The following is a 21489-nucleotide window of genomic DNA, read 5'->3' on the forward strand; positions in this document are numbered from 1 at the left end:
CATTGCATTTATTTTCATTTATAGTATAAAAGGAGAAGCTATATTTATCTTTAAATCTATACTTCTCCTTTTACCTTTATTTCCTATTATAAACCATATCTTCTACTATAATTATATAAAGTATAACCAAAGCTGATCATTATACCTAAGATAAAACCGATAGCTACAACTAATTTTTTATTTGGCTTAGCTGGCATATCTTCTTTTGGCAGATCTGCTGCATCGATGATCTGAATATCCATGGAATCTTTTGCTTCTTGAATTCTAGTCTGTTCATAATTCTGTACAAGCGAAGTATATACTTGACCTGCGATTTTAGCATTACGTTCTAAACGCATATATTCTACACTATCAGCAGATAATGTAGCTATACTTTCTTGTGCTTCTGCTTGTTTTGCTTTCAAAGCTTCTAGAGAAGCATTATTTACAGATATCTGTACTTCTGTACTGATTTTATCTTTTAAAAGATTAGATTGCACTGGACTTAAAGTCACAGATTGAGAATTTACAGCCTTTGCTATCTCATCAGATAATGATTTTTCTAGGCTATTTAATTCTTCTTTCGCTTTAATCACATCTGGATGTTCATCAGTAAATTGTTGCTGAAGTCCTACAAGTTCTACACGTTTATTGACTATAGACTCACGGATATTGCCGATATTTGTATTATCAGATACATTATATTCTAATAAAGAAGCATTCTGCTGTTCCAATTGACTCGTCACACCAGCAAGTTTCGCACTATCACCTTCACTCTGCGCTTGAAGCTGAGCAATGGTTGTATCATAATTATTTAAATTAGCAATAATAGCTTTTGCTTGTTCATCCGGTGCATAGATTTTATGTTCTTGCTGATAAGCAGCTAATTTATTTTCTGCTGTTTCCATCTCTTCTTTTGCAATTTTTATACGTTCATCAAGGAATTTCAAAGTAGTAGAATTATCTTCTTTGTTTAATTTAGTCATCAATGCTAAGAAATTATCTGCTACCCCTTGAGAGATCCTCTGTGCTTCTTCTGGAGTTTTACCATAAGCTGATATAGTTATTAAATCTGTCTTTTTAATATTAGTAACTTCTAAATTTTTCTTTGCAAAACCTTCTGCTGTTAATTTTTCTTTATCTTCATCAGGTAAATCCAATTCAGCAATAATAGGCTCTAAAACTTCACGAGATTTCATAAGTTCTATATAAGATTCAGGTGAACCGGAACTTCCTCCCCCTATATCTATACCAAAGCCAGCTGCCATAGCTGCATAACCAGCCATAGAAGAACTACTACCAGATTTTACACGCACAAGTGTAGTAGATTGATAAGATTTTGGTAAAACAAAAGCTACTATAGTGGCAATAATAGTACAAATTACTATTATCGCTATAACTATCATTTTCTTTTCTATCATTAAAGAAAACAATTTTTTTAAATCAATTGTATCATTATCATTTGCATTATTTATATCCATTATTTCACTCCTAATTAATCAGTCAATGCTCTATACGTACTATATACATTGATAAGTGGTAATACGTCTTTATGGAAGTCAATTTTATTGGATTTAGGAATATATAAGATATCTCCATCTTCTAAGGCAAAATTCTGACTGATATCATGTTTTTCTATATAATCTTTAATATTGGCTTCTTTCACATACATAACGCCATCATCTATACGAATAACTTGTACTTTTTTGATACGACCATATGTAGTCACCCATTCAGCTTTAGAGATAGCTGCTAATACATTCATATCATCAGAAGCTAATTCCACTGTTCCTGGAGCATTCACTTCTCCCAATACCTGTACTTTTCTAGGTCCATAGTTAGTGACGATTATTGACATATCTGGTATTTTAATATATCTGCCAAATTTCGCAGTCAATACTTGTTTTGCTTCTTCAATAGTTAGACCTGCTAATTTCACGCTACCTGCATAAGGTAAATTTACATAGCCATCTGTACCGATCATAATGCTATCCAAGCCTTGAGCATCTTTGTAGCCTATAATTCTAATTGATATCGTATCATATTTATATAAACGATAATGTTCATCATAATCATCCAATGATTTTATTGATGCTGGTTTAAACACTGAAGTATCTGTTGCATCCATAATCACTGCACTATCAGCAATATTTGTATATACATCTTCTGGCGCTGCAAAAGCAGTAGTTGATAATGCTGATACTAATAAAGCTGTAACTATCGCTTTTTTATAAAATCTTCCCATAAAATCCTCCACAAATTTTATTATTAATTTATAAATCCATTCTTAACTAATTCTATATTATATCATATATATGTAAAAATCCACTACTATATTATTTCCTTATTTTATATTTATATTTTTCAAAAGATATAATTTTCCTAATAATATCAAATATAAACTTAGATATAAAAAACTCTAGAATATAAATCCTAGAGTTTTCTTAATTAATCTTTATTAATCTTTCATTAAAACTTTATAAATATAAATCATAGCTATAGCTAATAAAACAAAACCAGATACTACACCAATCCAACCATTACCAGCAATACCAGCTACTAAATAACCTACAAATGCACAACTAGCTACTACGATTACATATGGAACCTGTGTACTTACATGGTCGATATGGCTACATTGAGCCCCCGCAGAAGCTAAGATAGTTGTATCAGATATTGGTGATACATGGTCACCACCTACAGCACCAGCTAATACTGCTGCTACTGTAACCACTAAGAGATGAGCATCAGTAGATACTACAGCAAGTGCGATAGGAATCAAGATACCGAATGTACCCCAAGAAGTACCAGTAGCAAAAGCAAGACCGATAGCTACAAGGAAGAATACTGCTGGCATGAACATACCTACAGTAGCATTATTGGATACGATACCGCCAACATAACCACCGATATTTAAATAATCTTCACCACAAACACCAGATAAGCTCCAAGCAAGACATAAGATAAAGATAGCTGGAGTCATAGCTCTAAAACCTTGATTAAAACATTCACAGAATTTACCAAAGCGAAGCACCCCACGTGGTACATAGAGTAAAAATGTGAATACTAAAGCGATAAAGGAACCAATTACTAGACCTCTGGCAGATTCACAATTTGCAAAAGCATCAGATACACTAGCACCATCTAAAATACCGCCAGTATAAAGCATACCGAAGATACAGCCACCGATTAAAACGATAAGTGGCAATAATAAATCTAAGATTTTACCATTACCTACTATTTCCATCTGTTCTTCTTTATATTCTTCAGGAATAATTAATTTACCATTGCTTCTTTGTTCTAAAGTCTTCATAGCGGCAAAATCTTTACCTGTCCAAATCAAGAACAACATAAAGATAATAGTAAACCATGCATACATATTAAAAGGAATTGTCTGCAAGAATAAGGAGAAACCATCAATAGCACTGTCTTCTGGAAGTGAAGAACTAACTGCTGCTGCCCAGCTAGATACTGGAGCGATAATACAAATTGGTGCTGCTGTAGCATCGATGATATAAGCGAGTTTTGCACGAGTTACATTAAATTTATCAGTAACAGGTCGCATAACTGTACCTACAGTCAAACAGTTAAAATAGTCATCGATAAAGATAACTACCCCTAAGATAGAAGTAACGAGTAAGGAACTGCGTTTTCCTCTGATTACACTTGCTGCCCATTCACCATAAGCACGAGAAGCACCAGAGCGAGCAATAGCTGCTACAATAATACCTAATAAGACCAAAAATACTAAAATATATACATTTCCGCCAACTTTATCGGACATAATTGCAAAAAATGTATCAATAGCAGCTAATAAATCAAAGCCTGTGAACATTAAAGCCCCTACAAAGATACCCACAATCAACGACATGTATACTTCTTTTGTCGCCAAAGCCAATACTATGGTAATTATCGGAGGCAATAGCGACCATGCTGATTCAACCATTCATTTCCATCCTTTCTTATATATACAAATTATAAATAGTTAAAAACAATAGCTATATTATACCATCTATAGACTATTTGGCAAAATGCTTTTTGATAACAATATCCTGTCCTTAGTAAAACAAATCAATTATAATACCTAATATAATATCTAAATTAATTCAACTTGTTTTGCCATATTCATTGTAGTATAATAAACAAAGAAGAGAATAAACTGATGTTTGCCGATGTCAGCCCTCTTCTTATAGTGTTATTGTTGAAGAAGAGGCTGTCCATCAAGATGGCTTCTTTTTTATTTTAAAATCAATTAAAATAAGAAAGTATAGTAAATACAAGCGTTAATAAAGATATTATCAAAGACAATACTTCATAATTCGTCATATTTACCACCTCCCTAAAAGAGAGGCATGACACATCAATTTATTCCCTATGCCAAGAATTATATCATAAAGACAAGTATTTTACTTGTCTTTTTATTTTTATCATAAAAATAAAAAAATAGGTTTAGATATAAAATCTAAACCTAAATAGTATTAAGGTATATTCTTATAATTTTGAAGGCTTCATTATTTAACAATATTAGTTATAGTACCAAAAACAGTTTTTGCTCTATCCCCCATATTTACAATCATTTGTTCATGTAAGAATTTCAAATATCTGATGAACACATAAGTTACAATCGCTGTAGCTAAGATAGTTTCTACTCCTACTACATAATTTAAAATACCAGGTACTGCTATATTGATTTCATTTAAATAACTAACAGTCTGACGAAGTGCAATCGCAGTAATAACAAATGGGAAAGTAAATGCTGCATAGCTTGGATAGAATTTTAATTTTAAAAGTTTTGGCATCTGTGTAAGCACTGCCACAAATAATCCTTGAGCTAATATCTGCATAATCACAATCATGATTAAAGATTTATCAGCAACACAAGCAAGATATCCTGCTAAACTTAAACTCATTGGTGCAGTATAGATACAAAATAAAGGTTTTGCTGGTTCAGCGATTGCATGTTTACTGCAATAACGGATAGTAACAAGAGCGAATAATATCATATACATAGTGAAACCAAACCAGAAAATATATTCACCTAAATTGTGGTGATTAAAAGTAGGTGCTGTAACAGACGCTACCACAATACCTACATATGCTATAAAATATGTTGGGAAAACATCTCTTAATTCAAAATTGATGATATAGCGATAAGTGAACCATGCCATCAACATAAAATGACCACAAATCGCCCCATACCAAACTACTTCACTAGCTATAGGTGCAAACGGAAAAGTATAAGTGCAAAGCTGCATAATCGCCATAAAGAAAGTAGCAAACACACTGGCAAAAATAGAACTTCCATTCAAATCATTTTTCATCATCTGCGGATGTAAAATAATTTTACTAAATAACAACACCCCTAAAAACGCAGAACTAATACCGCAAGCATATTTCAAAATCATGGAATATGGTGCAAGCAAATTGCCAAGAGCTGCTAGTCCAAGCATCACCCCAGCAGTAGGTACAGGAACTTTTCTAATCATAATATAAAGCCTTCTTTCATAAATTATCTTATTTATAATTTCTTAATTAATATCTCGTTCAACCTTGACCTTATATTATCATATATTCATCCATAAGTAAAATATATTATTTACTTTAAAACAATATGTAAATACCTATTTATAAAAATAGAAAAATCACCATAATATAAATCTTATATTATAAATATAAAATCTATACTATGAGGAAAATCTTTAATAACACCAAATTTTTCCCCTATTTTAGCATCTTTTTACGCTAACCATCAAACTTATCAATAAATAATTTGTTATTTTTCCGCATTATAAAATTTAGTGGTAATCGTAAGATTATTGAAAAATATTATCATTGAATACGCCTTTTGCTTAACTGTTTGAGCGTAGCGAGTTTTAAGCTTTGTATGAAATGATAATTTTTTTCAAAGCTAAAATTTTATCTGCGGTGGCTTTCTTTGGTTCGTTTCTTTGCCACCAAAGAAATGAACACCTATATCTACTGAAAAATTCGCTAACGTGAGGAACATTTGCTTATTATTTTTTATTTAAAAACTAATAATAAAAAATTCCCTATAATATAAATCTTATATTACTATTATAAAATCTATATTACAGGGAAATTATAATCTGTAACTTTCCTCGCGTTAGCAGACTTTTACGGTAGCCATAGGTTAATAAAATCAATATCGCGAGGCGGTTTCTTTGGTTCGTTTTTTTACCATTAAAGAAATGAACATTTACATCTTATGAGGAACATCTTCTAATAATACCAATTTTTTCCCGCATTTTAGCATCTTTTTACGGTAGCCTTAAGGCTATCATAAAAAGTGCGTGAGCGGGTGGTTTCTTTTGCTTCGTTTTCTTTACCACTAAAGAAAATGAATACCTATATTTTTTCAAAGCTTAAATTTTATCTACGATAGCTTTCTTTGGTTTGTTTCTTTGCCACCAAATAAATGAACACCTACATTTTTATACTTACTTTTCTTTCATGAGCAAGAAAAGTAACAAAAGAACTCTACCTCTCGATACCAATTTTTCTTTGTCCATTATAAAACCATATCTATAACGCTCTAAACTCACTTCGCTCAAACAGTAGAGCTAAATTCATAGATATGGTTTTATAATTCCCAATAGCTTTCAGCTACCGAAAAATTCGCTAACGTGAGGAATATTTGCTTATTATTTTTTATTAAAAAACTAATAATAAAAAATCCTCATAATATAAATTTTATATTATAAATATAAAATCTACACTATGAGGAAAATCTTCTAATAATACCAATTTTTTCCCGCATTTTAGCATCTTTTTATGGTAGCCATAAGGCTATTGGCAAAGATAAAAATATGGCTACGTTTTTAGTTCTACTGTTTGAGCCTTGCGAGTTTAGAACGTTGTTGACATATTTTTATCTTTGACAAAGTAAAAAGTGCGTGAGCGGGTGGTTTTCTTTTTGGTTCATTTTTCTTTTGCACAAAAGAAAAACGAACATTAACCATTATTTATCTAATTTTTCGATAACACCTTTAATTAATTTTACATGAGGAACTAATGTTTTTAATTCCAATCTTTCATTTGGGCTATGAATATCTATGTTGTTTGGTCCAATAGAAATTATATCTAAGTTTGGATTTTTAGCATAGAAATAGCTACATTCAAGACCTGCATGAATGGATTTTGCTTTCATATCAAAACCATTTTGTTCTTTGAAAGTTTCTAATACTACATGTTTTAATTGGCTATCTGAATTTGCAGGCCAACCAGGAGCAGGTTCTCCGCTTACAACACGAATACCACAGCGTTTACCCAATTGAATATAAATATTTGCAATTTCTCTAGTCAATGCATCTACAGCACTTCTTGGGAATACAGATATTTCCACTGCATTTTCTTTAGTAACAACAGGACCGATATTTGCAGATAATTCTACTAAGCCTTCTTCAACTTGAGACATCTTGAGTACGCCAGTCATGCTCAAATTGATGAAGTCCACAATACTGCTTGCATCTTCTTCAGACATTACACGTTCTGGAAGTTCACAAGGAACACAAGTAACTGTGAAATTCTTCTCTACATTGCCATAAGCAGCTTTTAAATAATCTGTGATTTTAGCTACTACTACATCAAATACTTTCACATTGGAAAGTGGGGAAGTGAATACAAATTCAGCTTCAGATGGAATCACATTTCTTGCTTTTAAACTGCTGATACTTGCAAGTTCAATTTCTGTTTTTTTCATGATACTATTGATTGCTTGAGCAATGATTTTTACAGCATTAGCATAACCACAATTGATAGCTTCACCAGAATGACCACCATGTAAATCTTTGACTACAAATTTATAAGCAGAACGATGTTCTGGTTTATGCCATGTAATACGACGTTCTGCATCAACATTTACACTGCCTGCACTAGACAAAGTGAGCACATCAAAAGCTTCAGAATCACAGTTTATAAGATATTTTGCATCTAATAAATACTTTTCATCTAAAGCTTTTGCCCCAGTCATGCCCTGTTCTTCATCTACAGTGAAAATAGCACGAATAGGACCATGATTGAAATCTTGTTGTAATAAATACATAGCTACTGCTACGCCAATACCATCATCAGCACCAAGACTAGTACCATCAGCACGTAAAAATTCACCATCATTGATAATTTTAATAGGGCTTGTCAGTGGATCATATTGCACGCCTTTAGCTGCTACGCATACCATATCCATATGACCTTGAATAATTACACGTGGCCAAGTTTCACAACCTTTTGCTGCATCTTTATCAATGATTAAATTAAATTTTTCATCTTGAACTACTTTGCAACCAAAAGATAAAGCACGTTCTTTCAAAAAATTACTTACTGCTTCTTCATGATTTGATTTACGTGGAATAGCTGCTAAATTGCTAAATTCAGCTAATACGCCATCCATAATTTCTTTATCAGTTAAAGACATAAGCTACACCTCGATTTTGATAATATATTATATTATAGCATAAAATATATTTATTTTAACTTTATACAAGATAAAAAAAAGAAGTTAGGCAATACCTAACTTCTCTTTCGTATATTCATTTATAAGTTATTTAATAAGCTAAAAAATATCCAAGAAATATCTCTATTTATCTATAGAGATATTTCTTGTTTGTGTATAAAGATATTTCTTTCATTATACTATATAGTCAAATTGACTACACTTATTATAATGAAGGAAATTAATCATGCTTCATCATCTGTGATAGCTTTATCACCCATTGTTCCTGTGCGAATACGCATAGCATTCTCTACATCATAAACAAAGATTTTACCATCACCAATATGACCTGTCTGCAAAGCTTTGCGTGCTGTTTCTAAAACTAATTCTACAGGAACTGCACAAACAATTGTCTCAATCTTTACTTTTGGTACAAGATTTACGCTGTATTGTTTGCCACGATATACTTCAGTATGACCTTTTTGTAAGCCACAGCCGTATACTTGACTTACAGTCATACCCTGAACACCGATTTTATTCAAAGCTTCTTTTAATTCTTCTAATTTACTAGCACGAGTTATAATTTCTATTTTCGTTATTTTGCGCATAAAATCTACCCCTTACTAATGAAAATCTATAAATTCTTTTTCTTATAATAATACCACTAAAACTTTTAAATTTTAATTTTATTATTTTAAATCAACAGGTTTTGTAAAATTTTCACTAGCAAAAGCTTCTGCATTACTGGAAAGCAATGTATTGGCACTCATGATAGATTGATTGTATGCACGTTCACCATGTTCGCAGATATCAATACCAGAAACTTCTTCATTTTCACTTGCACGAACCTGCATAAAGCAACTAACAACTTTAAATAAGATATAAGAACCTACAATAGCAAGTACATAAGCTACTACTATAGAAATCAACTGAGCGATTAAAGTGTCTGCACTGCCATAGAATAAACCATCTGCACCAGCTGGATTTATTTCTGTAGAGCACCATAAACCTGTAGCTACAGCCCCCCATGTACCACCGATACCATGAACACCGAAAGCATCTAAGGAATCATCATAACCAAATTTTTCTTTAACAACTGCTACTGCAAAGTAACAAACAATACCACCGATTAAACCGATAATTACAGCTGGAAGTGGAGCAACAAAGCCTGCTGCTGGAGTGATGGCTACAAGACCTGCAACACAACCAGAAGCTGCACCTAAGATAGTAGGTTTGCCATGATGCATCCATTCACATGCTACCCAAGATACAGTCGCCATAGCTGCTGCCGCCTGTGTAGTAACAAAAGCATTTGCAGCAAGTGCATTAGCACCGAGAGCAGAACCTGCATTGAATCCGAACCAACCAAACCATAAAAGTGCTGCACCAAGTACAGTCATTGGTAAATGATGTGGAAGCATTGGAACTTTGCCATAACCATGGCGTTTGCCAAGTAAAATACATACTGTAAGACCAGATACACCAGATAAAATATGAATTACTAATCCCCCTGCAAAATCTAAGGCACCGAGTTTAGCTAAGAAGCCACCACCCCATACCCAATGAGCCATAGGGTTATAGATTAAAATTGCCCATAATAAGATGAATACTACAAAAGCGCCAAATTTCATTCTTTCTGCGAAAGCACCAGTAATAAGTGCAGGTGTAATAATAGCAAACATACACTGAAAGGCTACGAAAGCAAGTTCAGGAATTGTGCCATTTGCCATTACCTGCATGCCTACACCAGTCAAACCAACTTTGTCTAAGCTACCAATAAAACCACCAATATCACTGCCAAAAGTCATTGCATAACCAATAAGAACCCATTCCACAGAAATCATCGCTACAATGAAGAAACTGTGCATTATGGTACTCAATACGTTTTTACTTCTTACCATACCACCATAGAAAAATGCAAGACCTGGTGTCATGATAAATACAAGTGCTGCACTGATTAAAACCCATGCTGTATCACCTGTATCTATTGCTGCTGTAGTATCGTCAGCGGCGAAAGCCACAGATGCCATCATCGCTATGAACATAGCAGTCATAGATAATATAGACGCTAATTTTTTCATAAATTACACCCTTTCTTCATCACAAAATAAGCCAAAAATATATAATAATTGCTAAAATAAAAAACGCCTTGTCAAAGGATATACTGCTTTGTATATCTTTTAACAAGACGTCTTTGTCTTATTTTGCTATTAAATTACAAGATAATATCAACAATTTTTTATTTAATTCCGATGTACATCACTGTTGATGTTTTTTATTATATGACTGGACATTATATTTGTCAATTAAAAATATAAAAAAATTTTGTATACAATCCATAAAGTAAATCTCCCTTATATTTATTGCAATATTTTTCTTATTTATAGTATATTTGTATTATTTGTAGTATACACATTTACATATGTACATATTTTACTTATCATGATACAATATTAACCATATAATTAAACATCAAAATTAAATAGGAGGTATCTTATGTCTGATAATATATCTATTATCGTCGCTTTTTTACTTTATTTGCTATTCATGATGGCAATCGGTGTTTATTTTTATTATCGCACTCATAATATGTCCGATTACATCTTAGGTGGCAGAAAACTTGGTGCTTGGGTAACTTCCATGAGTGCCGAAGCTTCCGATATGAGTGGTTGGATGCTCATGGGACTTCCTGGATTTGCTTATCTGGCTGGTCTAAATGCTGGCTGGATTGCCGTAGGTCTTGCACTTGGTACATGGGCAAATTGGCAGTTTATCGCTCGTCGATTACGCAAATATACAGAACTTGCCAATAACTCTCTTACTTTGCCAGATTTCTTGCAAAATCGCTATCACGATAAAAGCCCTTTAATTCGTGTTGTCATGGCAATTTTTATTTTAATCTTCTTCATCATCTACACTTCTTCTGGATTTGTAGCTGGCGGTAAATTATTCAACACCATTTTTGGCATTCCTTATGAATATGCTCTTTGTCTTGGTGCTTTCGTTATCGTCTTTTATACTTTTGTAGGGGGATTTTTAGCCGTTTGTTGGACTGACTTTATCCAAGGCGTAATGATGTTCTTCGCTATCTTAATCGTCCCTATTGCTGCTGCTTTCACATTAGGGGGATTTGGTGATACATATACTGCTATCAGCATCACTAATCCAGAATTTTTCAATCCATTCACTAAATCAGATGGTTCTTATACTACAGTATTAGAATTGATTTCTCTACTTGCTTGGGGTCTTGGTTATTTTGGTCAACCTCATATCTTAGTGCGTTTCATGGCTATCACTTCTTCTAGTGAATTGAAAAAAGCCACTCGCATTGCTATGACTTGGGTAGTAATCTCTCTTACTGCTGCTGTATGTGTAGGTATGGTTGGTAGCGTATACTTAACAACTCCACTCAACGGCACTAATTCTGAAACAGTATTCCTCGTTATGACTGACCATTTATTTAGTCCTTTCTGGGCTGGTATCGTGCTTTCTGCTGTACTTGCAGCTATCATGAGTACAGCTTCCGCTCAATTATTAGTAGGTGCTTCCGCTGTAGCTCAAGACTTATATAAACAATTCATTCATAAAGATATCAATCCTCGTGAATTAGTACTTGTTACTCGCTTATCTGTAATCGGTATCGCCTTAATAGCTATCGCTCTTGGTCTTGACCCTAATAACTCCATTTTAAATATCGTTGCTTACGCTTGGGCAGGATTTGGTGCTACTTTCGGCCCTGCTTTATTATTCTCTCTCTTCTGGCGTCGCACTACAAGAAATGGTATCTTAGCAGGTATGATTGTCGGCGGTATCACTGTTCTTGTTTGGAAACAAATCACCTTATTAGATATCGCAACTGTATATCCAATCTTACAACTCTATGAAATCGTTCCAGGCTTTATCCTATCCTCTTTAGCTATCATTATCGGTAGTAAACTTGATAAAGCACCATCTAAAGAAATCACAGATATCTTTGACTCTGTAAAACACAGCAATATTTAATTATTTGTTCATTTCTTTAATGTCATAGAGATGTTCATTTCTTTGATGGCAAAGAAACGAACCAAAGAAACCACCCGCTCACGCACTTTTTACTTTGGCAAAGATAAAAATATGTCAACAACGTTCTAAACTCGCTTCGCTCAAACAGTAGAACTAACACCGTAGTCCTATTTTTATCTTTACCAATAGCCTATGGCTACCGTAAAAAATACTAAAATGCGGGAAATATTTGGTATTATATTTTTCCGCATTATAAAATTTTAGTGGTAACCTAAGGTTATTGAAAAAAATTATCGCTGAATACGTTTTTAGTCTGAATGTTTGAGCGAAGCGAGTTTCTAAGCGTTGTATGAAGCGATAATTATTTTCAAAACTAAAATTTTATCTGCGGTGGATATTCTTTTGTTTCTTTTCTTTGCCCACCAAAGAAAAGTAAATAAAGATTTATGAACATAAAAAGCCCTTTACTATGTTAAATGATAATAACATAGTAAAGGGCTTTTTATTTTAATATTTTTGTTAAATTATAGATAGAATAAATATAAGTAAATGCTACTTATAATAATAGATAAAATCATAATTGGGAAAGCTACCATAAAGTATTTAGCAAAGGAGATTTTTTCTCCATGGATTGCTGCCATACTTGCTACTACTACGTTGGCACTTGCACCTATTAGTGTTCCATTTCCACCAAGACATGCGCCTAATGATAATGCCCACCATAATGGTTCTAGATTTGTCATTCCCATTGCTCCCATATCTTTGATCATCGGTATGAGAGTTGCTACGAATGGTATATTATCAATAAATGCAGAAGCTATTGCACTTAACCATAAGATAAGCATTGTTGTACTTGTTAAGTCTCCTGCTGTTATTTCTAATACTTTTTCTGCTAATAATTTGATTACGCCTGTTTCTACCAATCCACCTACTAAGATGAACAAGCCTGCAAAGAAGAAGATTGCTAGCCATTCTATATGACTTAATACATTGGCAATTTTCTTTTCATATCTAGCCATACTGATGAGCATCAAAATACATGCACCTGTGAGTGCTACTGTTGCAGACTCTAAATGCAATTGAGCATGCATTGTGAATGTAACGATGATCATAGCTAATACTACTAAACATTTTTTAAGCAATGTAGAATCTTTGATTTCTTGGCGTTCATCCATAGCCATTACTTTTGCTCTTAATTCATCTGTTGTAACTAATTGTTTACGATAGAGGAATAATAATATTGCAATTGTAACGATAAAAGTAACTATACATACACCAGATAAATTTGTAAGAAATGCCATAAAGTCCATTTCTGGTACGGCACTACCAATCATGATATTTGGTGGATCACCGATAAGTGTTGATGTACCACCAATATTAGAAGCTAAAATTTGTGCTACTAAGAATGGTTTCACTGGTACATTTAACTGTCTTGTAATACTGAAAGTAAGTGGCACTGTCAATAATACTGTTGTTACGTTATCTAAGAATGCAGAACAGATTGCAGTTAAAAAAGACAACGCTACTAATAATTTTAGTGGTTCTGCTTTTACTTTTTTAGCTGCCCAAACTGCTAGATAATTAAATAGACCAGTTTCACCTGTGATATTTACAACTACCATCATACCAGCCAAAAGACCGATAGTATTAAAGTCGATATGGTGAATAGCCATCTCCTGAGTTAAAATACCACATACAATCATGAGCATTGCACCAGTTAGGGCAATTACAGTTCGATGAATTTTCTCCGAAACGATGAACACATACACTACCATGAAAATGGCAAGTGCAATCCAAGCTGTTGAATCCATGAATAAACCTCACTTTATTTTTTTATTTTCCCCTTTTTTATTATCTCTATCTATAATTAATTATAATTATCCTTTTTTAGCAACTTTGGACCATGTATCACGAAGACCTACTACACGATTGAATACTAAATTATCCATTGTGCTATCTTTGTCTACGCAGAAATAACCTTGACGTAAGAACTGGAATTTTGTACCAGGTGCTGCCCATTTTACACTTGGTTCTACTTTACAATTATCTAATACTACTAAAGAGTTTGGATTTAAAGAAGCGATGAAATCTCCATTTACTGCTCCTTCTTCATCATTTAATAAATAATCATAAAGGCGAACTTGTGCATCTAAAGCTGTAGAAGCATTTACCCAATGAATAGTACCTTTGATTTTACGTCCTGCTGTTTTACCACCAGTTTTGGAATCTGGGTCATATGAACAATGAAGTTCTACGATATTTCCTTGTTCGTCTTTTATAACTTCTTCACATTTAATGATATAAGCATTTTTCAAACGAACTTCGCCTTCTGGTTTTAAGCGGAAGAATTTCTTTGGTGCCTCTTCCATGAAGTCTTCACGTTCAATATAAATTTCACGGCTAAATGGCATATAATGTTTAGCATCTGTGTTTGGTAAGTTTTCACAGGCAAGCATTTCTGTTTTATCTTCTGGATAATTTGTGATTACAACTTTGATAGGGTCAAGCACTGCCATGATACGGTTTGCATGAGCATTTAAATCTTCACGCACACAATGTTCAAGCATTGCTACATCTACTAAGCTATTTGCCTTAGCTACGCCAATGCGTTCACAAAAATCGCGAATTGCTGCTGCTGTATAACCACGACGACGAAGACCAGAGATAGTCGGCATACGTGGGTCGTCCCAGCCAGATACATAACCACCTTCTACTAATTGGCGAAGTTTACGTTTACTCATAACCATTTTTGTGATATTCAAACGAGCAAACTCAATCTGACGTGGACGTGTATTTACGTCAAAACCAAGGCTGTCTAAAAGCCAATCGTAAAGTGGACGATGATCTTCAAATTCTAAAGTACAGATGGAATGTGTAATACCTTCGATAGCATCAGATAATGGATGAGCAAAGTCATACATTGGATAAATGCACCATGCATCACCTGTACGATGATGAGAAATATGCGCTATACGATAGATAACTGGGTCACGCATAGTAATATTAGGTGAAGCCATATCGATTTTTGCACGTAAAACTTTTTCGCCATCAGCGAATTCACCATTTTTCATGCGTGTAAATAAATCTAAGTTTTCTTCTACACTACGATTGCGATATGGAGATTCTTTACCAGCTTCAGTCAAATTACCACGATATTCGCGGATTTCATCAGCTGTTAAATCATCTACATAAGCTTTACCTCTTTTGATTAACTCTACTGCATAATCATAAAGTTTTTCAAAATAATCGGAAGCGTAATATTTTCTATCTTTCCATGTAAAACCTAACCATTTTACATCTTCTTGAATAGAATCTACATATTCTACATCTTCTTTTACTGGATTAGTATCATCAAAACGAAGGTTACAAAGACCATTATATTTTTGAGCTGTACCGAAATTTAAGCATATGGATTTTGCATGTCCAATATGTAAATATCCATTTGGTTCTGGAGGAAAACGTGTATGTATTCCTTCAGTATATTTACCTTCTTTTAAATCTTCATCAATAGCATTATGCACAAAATTAGAAGCCATTAATTCTGCCATTATTTTTTCCCCTTCTTTTATCAAATTATAGTTTATCTTATATGATATCATGATAAACTATAATTTGTCAGCTTTAACCTTGCCAAATATCTTTCGTTTGTAGTTTTTCTTGGATATAATTGCGCAAACGAGTAATACCTTGCATCATTTTTTCATCTTGAACTAGATTATTGATTATATCTTCAATATAATTTTGTTCAACAATCTGCTGTAATGACCATGCAAAATATACATCATATACCCACATCAAACGCACAAGTTTTCTATCATCTTGTGTTCTCATTTTTGTGTAATCACATTGCTTGCCTGCTACAAATAAATCCACAAAATCAGGGCTACAACCTGTACCATCTGTAGGCCCTAAAAATGGTTTTAATACACGATAAATATCTATTTTATCAGCATCACGAATTAATTTAGCAAAAGCTAAATGCCTTTGATTTTCTGTAGGCGCTATTTCTTTAGCATTATGATTACCTATGGCAAATTTTAAAGTCGCTAAATCTTCTTCATCTAATTTAGCCATAAAAGGTAAATCCTTTATAACTTTTAGACCTAATTTAGCATGATTTTCAGATAAGGCATCATTAAAGGTGCGATATACTGTGAACTGATAAAAGCGACCTACATCATGGAATAAACCTATCATTTTAGCTAATAAACTATCATGTTCATTTAAATTCAAATGCTTAGCCAAATTTTCGCAGTTTTTTACTACTTTCCATGTATGTTTTTCTTTTAATATTATGCCATCTACGATTTGAGCATCGTCAAAAAATATCGTTTTGGCTGATTTTATCTCCAAATGAGATTTTGCTGTCTTTGCTGCTTCTGGCGAATAAAAAGATTTCATGTATGTTGTCATCCATGAACTCATTTCTTGCCAAAGCTCTTGCATTTTTGCTATATCGTTCATCATATCACCCCAAAATCTTCAAAATTTCAAAATACAATATGATATTTTTTAAGCTTTAAAATTAAAGAAAGTAACTTCTGGTGGGCAACCAATGCGATAAGGGAACCAACTGCCTGCACCATTGCTTACATAACCAATGGAGTTATTCTGCTCAAATCTTCCACGCATGTATTTAAACATAGGAATGATAGGTATACCTAAAAAAGCAAATTGTCCTCCATGTGTATGACCTGTTAAAGTCAAATTTATATTATGTTTAAAAGCTTCATCTATAAAAATAGAATGATGAGCAAGCAATATCTTATAAGCATCTTCTGGTACATCTTTTAAAGCTTTTTGTAAATACTGTTCTCGCATATTAGCAGACTCTTGTCCGCCTCTTTCATCTACATAATCCACACCTAAAAGATATAAAGGTTTATCTCCACTTAAAATCTTTATAGACTGATTATTTAAGACTTTGATATTTGTCTTACTTAAAGCTTCTTGTAGATGTTTTATACCACGTATATGTTCATGATTACCCCAGCAAAAATAAACGCCAAAAGGAAAATATGGTGTAAAAGCATTTAATATCTTGATAGCTTCATCATTTATTTTTCCGCTATCAAAAATATCACCTGTGATAACGAGCATATCTGGAGCTTTATGTGCTATTTCATTTAAAATCTCATAAAATTGTCTAACTGAGAAGAAATTTCCCAAATGTACATCAGTTAAATGAGCTATTTTCAAGCCATTTAATTTAGGAAATGCACTACAATCTATATCTTGTTCTACAAACTCTATATTACGGCTTTCATATAAACCACCATATAAAGTAGCTGAGATAGCAGGCACCCAAATAACGCCATGTAAAAATCTACGTCTGCTCTCATCAACTTTAGTGCCACTTGTTTTTTCATAAATTAAGCGGAAAATCTTCACCAATAAAGCTATAATAGATAAAAAGACTTGCAATACATACCACATTACAACTAATTTTATGAGAATTGAAGCATATTCAAAATCTAATATTTTAGGATATAATACTGCAAAACCCACAATAACTACTAAATTAATAATTATTAATTTTTTTCTCGCAGATTTATAAACATTAGCGGAAATATATTCCTTTGCTAATAAAATACTACTACAAGCGATAACAGCCATTACTAAAGCCATCATTATAGTAAAACTCATGTGCAATATATCACTCTCCTAACAATCTCTAAATTAAAATATTATCTAATCAATAAATTTTATTAATCAAATTTATTACAAATCTACATTATTTCTAAATTATATCATATATACCAAAAATTTTAAAAGAGACAGTTTTCATATATTATATAATTATTTCTACCCTATAATTTTATTTAACTATTTAATAATTTTTATAAAAAATCTTCTTAAAGCTTATATATAGCACCCTTTACTATTGACAAGGATTTATTTTTCTTTTAGAATAAAATTATAGTTTTTGGATAATTTTTCTATTTTAATAACAATTATTATTAATAACTATTTTTGGAAGGGGCGATACAGCCATGTTAGATAATAAAAAAGTGACTGAGCTCTTAAGAAAAAAAGGTTTCAAAGTAACGCCACAACGTTTGGCAATCTATAACGCATTATGCAACACTAAAGCACATCCTAATGCTGAAATGATATTTAATAAATTGCAACCTTATTACCCTACAATGAGTTTGGCTACTATTTACAAAACTGTTGATATTTTACACGAAATCGGATTAATCAATATCTTAAATGTCGGTGAAGATTCTTTCCGTTATGACGCAAACACTAGCTCTCATGCTCATATCTGCTGTACTGAATGTGGCAGAGTTGATGATATCATGATCGATTTTGCTAAATGTGTAGAAGAAGTTGCTAGTCAATCTTCTTATGATGTTCATCGTCATCAATTTTACTTCTATGGCACTTGCGCAGAATGTAAAGCTAAATTAAATAGCAAAGCTAAAGTTAGTTAATTCATTAATTCAATTAATTTTAATTAAAATTTAATCTAAAGCCACAGTTTTCTGTGGCTTTTTATATTGTATTTTTCTTATCCTAGTAATATACTAATCATATTACTTGACGGCTAAGGCTATATACACATATAATCAATAAAAATCAGAAATGAGGTTTTTTATTTTATGAACATATCTGTCTTAGCTAGTGGTAGCCGTGGCAATTGTACTTTAATTCATGATGATAATAATGCTGTCTTGATTGATATGGGTATCAGCACCCGTAAATTAAAACAAGCTTTAGCACAACTACATTTAAATATTGAAGATTTAGATGCTATTTTTATAACGCATGAGCATATCGACCATATCCGTGGTTTAAAGACATTGACTAAAAATTATAATGTGCCCATTTATAGCAAAACTGCTACATTAAAACAAATAGCTATTACTCAAAAATTTACAGATATAAATTTAAAAAATTGCCAAGCACTTACAACTAATAATATTGATATCGGTAATCTAGCTATAAAAATATTCAATATTTCTCATGATGCAATCGACCCTGTAGGTTACACTATATCTAAGTATAAGGATAATGCTAAAACAAAGAAATTCACTGAAAAAATAACTCTAGCTACTGATTTAGGTTTTGTCAGTGAAACAGTGCAATCTGCTTTAGAGGACTCTGATATTTTAGTATTGGAAGCCAATCATGATTTAAAATTATTGCAAAATGGTCAATATCCATGGTCATTGAAAAAACGTATTTTAAGCACTAAAGGTCATTTATCTAATGTTGATGCAGGTTTTGCTATCAACAGACTTCAAGCTAAACCTCAACAGATAATTTTGGCTCATCTCAGCGAACAAAATAATTCTCCTGATATCGCTTTAAATACAATCAAGCAAATTTTTCAAGAAAATAATTTAATGGATATTTCTTTACATGTGGCATCACCTGATAGAGTGTTAAATATTAAAAATTAAATTTAATATTCTATCCATATTTTAAATAGATAATTATTTTAAGGAGGTTTTTCTATGCGTTCTCCACTTTCCATCTTAGGCATTTGCCTTATCACTATGAGTATTTTTCTTGGCGGTTGTGGTAGCGATGAACAAAGTGCTACATCTTCATCTTCTGTAGCAGCGTCTTCCGCTTCTAGTGAAAAATCCACTGCACCTATTTCCGATGCGCGCAATACACCAATAGTGCAAGCAGCTAAAAAAGTAGGTCCTGCTGTTGTTGGTATCACTAATAAAGCAGTCGCTCGCGATTGGTTCAATCGTCAAGTTGAAATTGATAAAGGTACTGGTTCTGGTGTTATTTTCAGAAGTGATGGTTATATCGTAACTAATAACCATGTAATTGAAGGTGCTAAAGATATCACTGTAGCTCTCGCTGATGGCAGAACACTTCCTGCTACGCTCGTTGGCACTGACCCATATTCAGATTTAGCAGTAATCAAAGTAGATGCTACTGATTTACCAACTGCTGAATTCGGTAATTCCGATGATATCATGGTCGGTGAACCTGCCATTGCTATCGGCAATCCTTTAGGTCTAGAATTTCAGGGCAGTGTAACTGCTGGTGTAATCAGTGCATTAAACCGTACTTTAACTATCGGTGATAATCGTCTAAAACTTTTACAAACTGATGCAGCTATCAACCCTGGTAACTCTGGCGGTGCACTTGTAAATGCTGATGGTCAAGTAATCGGTATCAATAGTGCAAAACTTGCTGCTACTGGCGTTGAAGGTATCGGTTTTGCTATTCCTATCAATACTGCTAAACCAATCATTGATGAATTAATCAATAAAGGTCATGTAACTTACCCATATCTTGGCGTGGGTGTTCTTGATAAACAAACTGCAGCTCAAGCTGGTTATAAATTAAATGTCGATGCTGGCGTCATTGTAATGCAACTTGAACTCGGCAGTCCTGCTGACCAAGCTGGTATTAGACAACGTGATTTAATCTTAAAAATCGACGGTAAAGACACTAATACTGTAGCTGATTTACGCAGTATCATAGCTGAACATAAAGTCGGCGATAATATCACAATCACAATCTCAAGAAATGGACAAGTTGGCGATGTTACAGCTACTCTAGCTGAAATGCCAACAAATAATTAATCATGAAAATATCAATTGTAGCTTCAGGTAAAATTAAAGAAAAATATTTACGCGATGGTATCAATGAATTTGTAAAACGCTTAAAACCTTTTACACAATTAGAATTCATTGAAATCAATGAAGAAAAAATGAAAGATAATCCTTCACCAGCTGAGAAAAAAGCTACATTAATAGCTGAAGGTGAAAGACTCTTAAAGAAAGTTCCAGCAAATAGTTATTTAATTGTACTTGATGTTTTTGGTAAAGATATTTCCTCAGAAGAATTATCTGCCAAAATTGATAAACTCACTTTATCTGGACAAAGCCATATAACCTTTTTAATCGGAGGAGCTTTTGGTTTATCTGAAGAAGTCCGCAAACGTGCTGATGAACGTATTTCTTTTTCACGAATGACATTTACACATCAAATGATAAGACTTCTACTCGTAGAACAAATCTATCGTGCTTTCAAAATCAGCCGTGGTGAAAAATATCACTGGTAAATCATAAGAAGTATAGACA

At 32.9% G+C, this 21489-nt stretch carries 16 protein-coding genes; 5 read left to right on the forward strand and 11 right to left on the reverse strand.

Annotated features, from left to right (window positions below; genetic code table 11):
* Positions 1–86: 86 nt before the first annotated feature.
* From GXM21_RS11295 to GXM21_RS11325, 7 genes are all read right to left on the reverse strand, one after another.
* The gene (locus tag GXM21_RS11295) at positions 87–1460 is read right to left on the reverse strand and encodes a GumC family protein (RefSeq protein ID WP_008539568.1); all 1374 of its coding nucleotides are present in this window, start codon (positions 1458–1460) and stop codon (positions 87–89) included.
* Between the two features lie 14 nt (positions 1461–1474).
* A complete protein-coding gene (locus GXM21_RS11300) occupies positions 1475–2224 on the reverse strand; it encodes a polysaccharide biosynthesis/export family protein (protein WP_008539567.1) in 750 nt (249 codons plus the stop codon).
* 213 nt (positions 2225–2437) lie between these two features.
* The gene (locus GXM21_RS11305) at positions 2438–3925 is read right to left on the reverse strand and encodes a Na+/H+ antiporter NhaC family protein (RefSeq protein WP_008539565.1); all 1488 of its coding nucleotides are present in this window, start codon (positions 3923–3925) and stop codon (positions 2438–2440) included.
* 565 nt (positions 3926–4490) lie between these two features.
* Entirely contained in the window at positions 4491–5465 is a 975-nt protein-coding gene (locus GXM21_RS11310; RefSeq protein ID WP_008539563.1) for a TDT family transporter, read from the reverse strand.
* Between the two features lie 1493 nt (positions 5466–6958).
* Positions 6959–8410, reverse strand: a complete 1452-nt coding sequence (pepD, locus tag GXM21_RS11315) for a beta-Ala-His dipeptidase (protein ID WP_008539562.1) — start codon at positions 8408–8410, stop codon at positions 6959–6961.
* Positions 8411–8673: 263 nt separating this feature from the next.
* Positions 8674–9036 (reverse strand): P-II family nitrogen regulator, encoded by a 363-nt coding sequence (locus GXM21_RS11320; protein WP_008539559.1) that lies wholly within the window; start codon positions 9034–9036, stop codon positions 8674–8676.
* Positions 9037–9117: 81 nt separating this feature from the next.
* The gene (locus GXM21_RS11325; protein WP_008539557.1) at positions 9118–10509 is read right to left on the reverse strand and encodes an ammonium transporter; all 1392 of its coding nucleotides are present in this window, start codon (positions 10507–10509) and stop codon (positions 9118–9120) included.
* A gap of 415 nt (positions 10510–10924) precedes the next feature.
* Here GXM21_RS11325 and putP point away from each other — a divergent pair, with 415 nt between their 5' ends.
* Positions 10925–12430, forward strand: a complete 1506-nt coding sequence (putP, locus tag GXM21_RS11330) for a sodium/proline symporter PutP (RefSeq protein ID WP_008539556.1) — start codon at positions 10925–10927, stop codon at positions 12428–12430.
* A 524-nt stretch (positions 12431–12954) separates the two neighbouring features.
* Here the strand turns inward: putP and GXM21_RS11335 are convergent.
* The 4 genes from GXM21_RS11335 to GXM21_RS11350 all read right to left on the reverse strand — a co-directional run bounded on the left by GXM21_RS11335 (position 12955) and on the right by GXM21_RS11350 (position 18076).
* On the reverse strand, positions 12955–14241 hold the full coding sequence (locus tag GXM21_RS11335) for an ArsB/NhaD family transporter (protein WP_008539555.1): 1287 nt from the start codon (positions 14239–14241) through the stop codon (positions 12955–12957).
* A 66-nt stretch (positions 14242–14307) separates the two neighbouring features.
* Entirely contained in the window at positions 14308–15978 is a 1671-nt protein-coding gene (locus tag GXM21_RS11340) for a glutamine--tRNA ligase/YqeY domain fusion protein (protein ID WP_008539554.1), read from the reverse strand.
* Positions 15979–16051: 73 nt separating this feature from the next.
* Positions 16052–16894: an HD domain-containing protein gene (locus GXM21_RS11345; RefSeq protein WP_117585622.1), complete on the reverse strand. Its 843-nt coding sequence runs from the start codon at positions 16892–16894 to the stop codon at positions 16052–16054.
* 48 nt (positions 16895–16942) lie between these two features.
* On the reverse strand, positions 16943–18076 hold the full coding sequence (locus tag GXM21_RS11350; protein WP_008539552.1) for a metallophosphoesterase: 1134 nt from the start codon (positions 18074–18076) through the stop codon (positions 16943–16945).
* 347 nt (positions 18077–18423) lie between these two features.
* Here GXM21_RS11350 and perR point away from each other — a divergent pair, with 347 nt between their 5' ends.
* The 4 genes from perR (at position 18424) to rlmH (ending at position 21470) form a co-directional block, all read left to right on the forward strand.
* Positions 18424–18867 carry a transcriptional regulator PerR gene (gene perR, locus GXM21_RS11355; protein WP_008539551.1) on the forward strand — a complete coding sequence of 148 codons (444 nt, stop codon included), beginning with the start codon at positions 18424–18426 and terminating at the stop codon, positions 18865–18867.
* 168 nt (positions 18868–19035) lie between these two features.
* The gene (locus GXM21_RS11360) at positions 19036–19839 is read left to right on the forward strand and encodes an MBL fold metallo-hydrolase (RefSeq protein WP_008539550.1); all 804 of its coding nucleotides are present in this window, start codon (positions 19036–19038) and stop codon (positions 19837–19839) included.
* Positions 19840–19893: 54 nt separating this feature from the next.
* The gene (locus tag GXM21_RS11365; RefSeq protein ID WP_008539548.1) at positions 19894–20988 is read left to right on the forward strand and encodes a S1C family serine protease; all 1095 of its coding nucleotides are present in this window, start codon (positions 19894–19896) and stop codon (positions 20986–20988) included.
* 2 nt (positions 20989–20990) lie between these two features.
* The gene (rlmH, locus tag GXM21_RS11370; RefSeq protein ID WP_008539547.1) at positions 20991–21470 is read left to right on the forward strand and encodes a 23S rRNA (pseudouridine(1915)-N(3))-methyltransferase RlmH; all 480 of its coding nucleotides are present in this window, start codon (positions 20991–20993) and stop codon (positions 21468–21470) included.
* Positions 21471–21489: the final 19 nt, after the last annotated feature.

The sequence above is a fragment of the Megamonas funiformis genome (genome assembly GCF_010669225.1).
Classification (GTDB): Bacteria; Bacillota; Negativicutes; order Selenomonadales; family Selenomonadaceae; genus Megamonas; species Megamonas funiformis.

Excerpts from the sequence above, each read along its gene's own strand:
- GXM21_RS11365 (WP_008539548.1), top strand. The coding sequence starts at position 19,894 with ATGCGTTCTCCACTTTCCATCTTAGGCATTTGCCTTATCACTATGAGT.
- pepD (WP_008539562.1), bottom strand. The coding sequence starts at position 8,410 with ATGTCTTTAACTGATAAAGAAATTATGGATGGCGTATTAGCTGAATTT.
- GXM21_RS11320 (WP_008539559.1), bottom strand. The coding sequence starts at position 9,036 with ATGCGCAAAATAACGAAAATAGAAATTATAACTCGTGCTAGTAAATTA.
- GXM21_RS11305 (WP_008539565.1), bottom strand. The coding sequence starts at position 3,925 with ATGGTTGAATCAGCATGGTCGCTATTGCCTCCGATAATTACCATAGTA.
- perR (WP_008539551.1), top strand. The coding sequence starts at position 18,424 with ATGTTAGATAATAAAAAAGTGACTGAGCTCTTAAGAAAAAAAGGTTTC.
- GXM21_RS11310 (WP_008539563.1), bottom strand. The coding sequence starts at position 5,465 with ATGATTAGAAAAGTTCCTGTACCTACTGCTGGGGTGATGCTTGGACTA.
- GXM21_RS11350 (WP_008539552.1), bottom strand. The coding sequence starts at position 18,076 with ATGAGTTTTACTATAATGATGGCTTTAGTAATGGCTGTTATCGCTTGT.
- GXM21_RS11295 (WP_008539568.1), bottom strand. The coding sequence starts at position 1,460 with ATGGATATAAATAATGCAAATGATAATGATACAATTGATTTAAAAAAA.
- GXM21_RS11360 (WP_008539550.1), top strand. The coding sequence starts at position 19,036 with ATGAACATATCTGTCTTAGCTAGTGGTAGCCGTGGCAATTGTACTTTA.
- GXM21_RS11340 (WP_008539554.1), bottom strand. The coding sequence starts at position 15,978 with ATGGCAGAATTAATGGCTTCTAATTTTGTGCATAATGCTATTGATGAA.
- GXM21_RS11345 (WP_117585622.1), bottom strand. The coding sequence starts at position 16,894 with ATGAACGATATAGCAAAAATGCAAGAGCTTTGGCAAGAAATGAGTTCA.
- GXM21_RS11300 (WP_008539567.1), bottom strand. The coding sequence starts at position 2,224 with ATGGGAAGATTTTATAAAAAAGCGATAGTTACAGCTTTATTAGTATCA.
- GXM21_RS11335 (WP_008539555.1), bottom strand. The coding sequence starts at position 14,241 with ATGGATTCAACAGCTTGGATTGCACTTGCCATTTTCATGGTAGTGTAT.
- putP (WP_008539556.1), top strand. The coding sequence starts at position 10,925 with ATGTCTGATAATATATCTATTATCGTCGCTTTTTTACTTTATTTGCTA.
- GXM21_RS11325 (WP_008539557.1), bottom strand. The coding sequence starts at position 10,509 with ATGAAAAAATTAGCGTCTATATTATCTATGACTGCTATGTTCATAGCG.
- rlmH (WP_008539547.1), top strand. The coding sequence starts at position 20,991 with ATGAAAATATCAATTGTAGCTTCAGGTAAAATTAAAGAAAAATATTTA.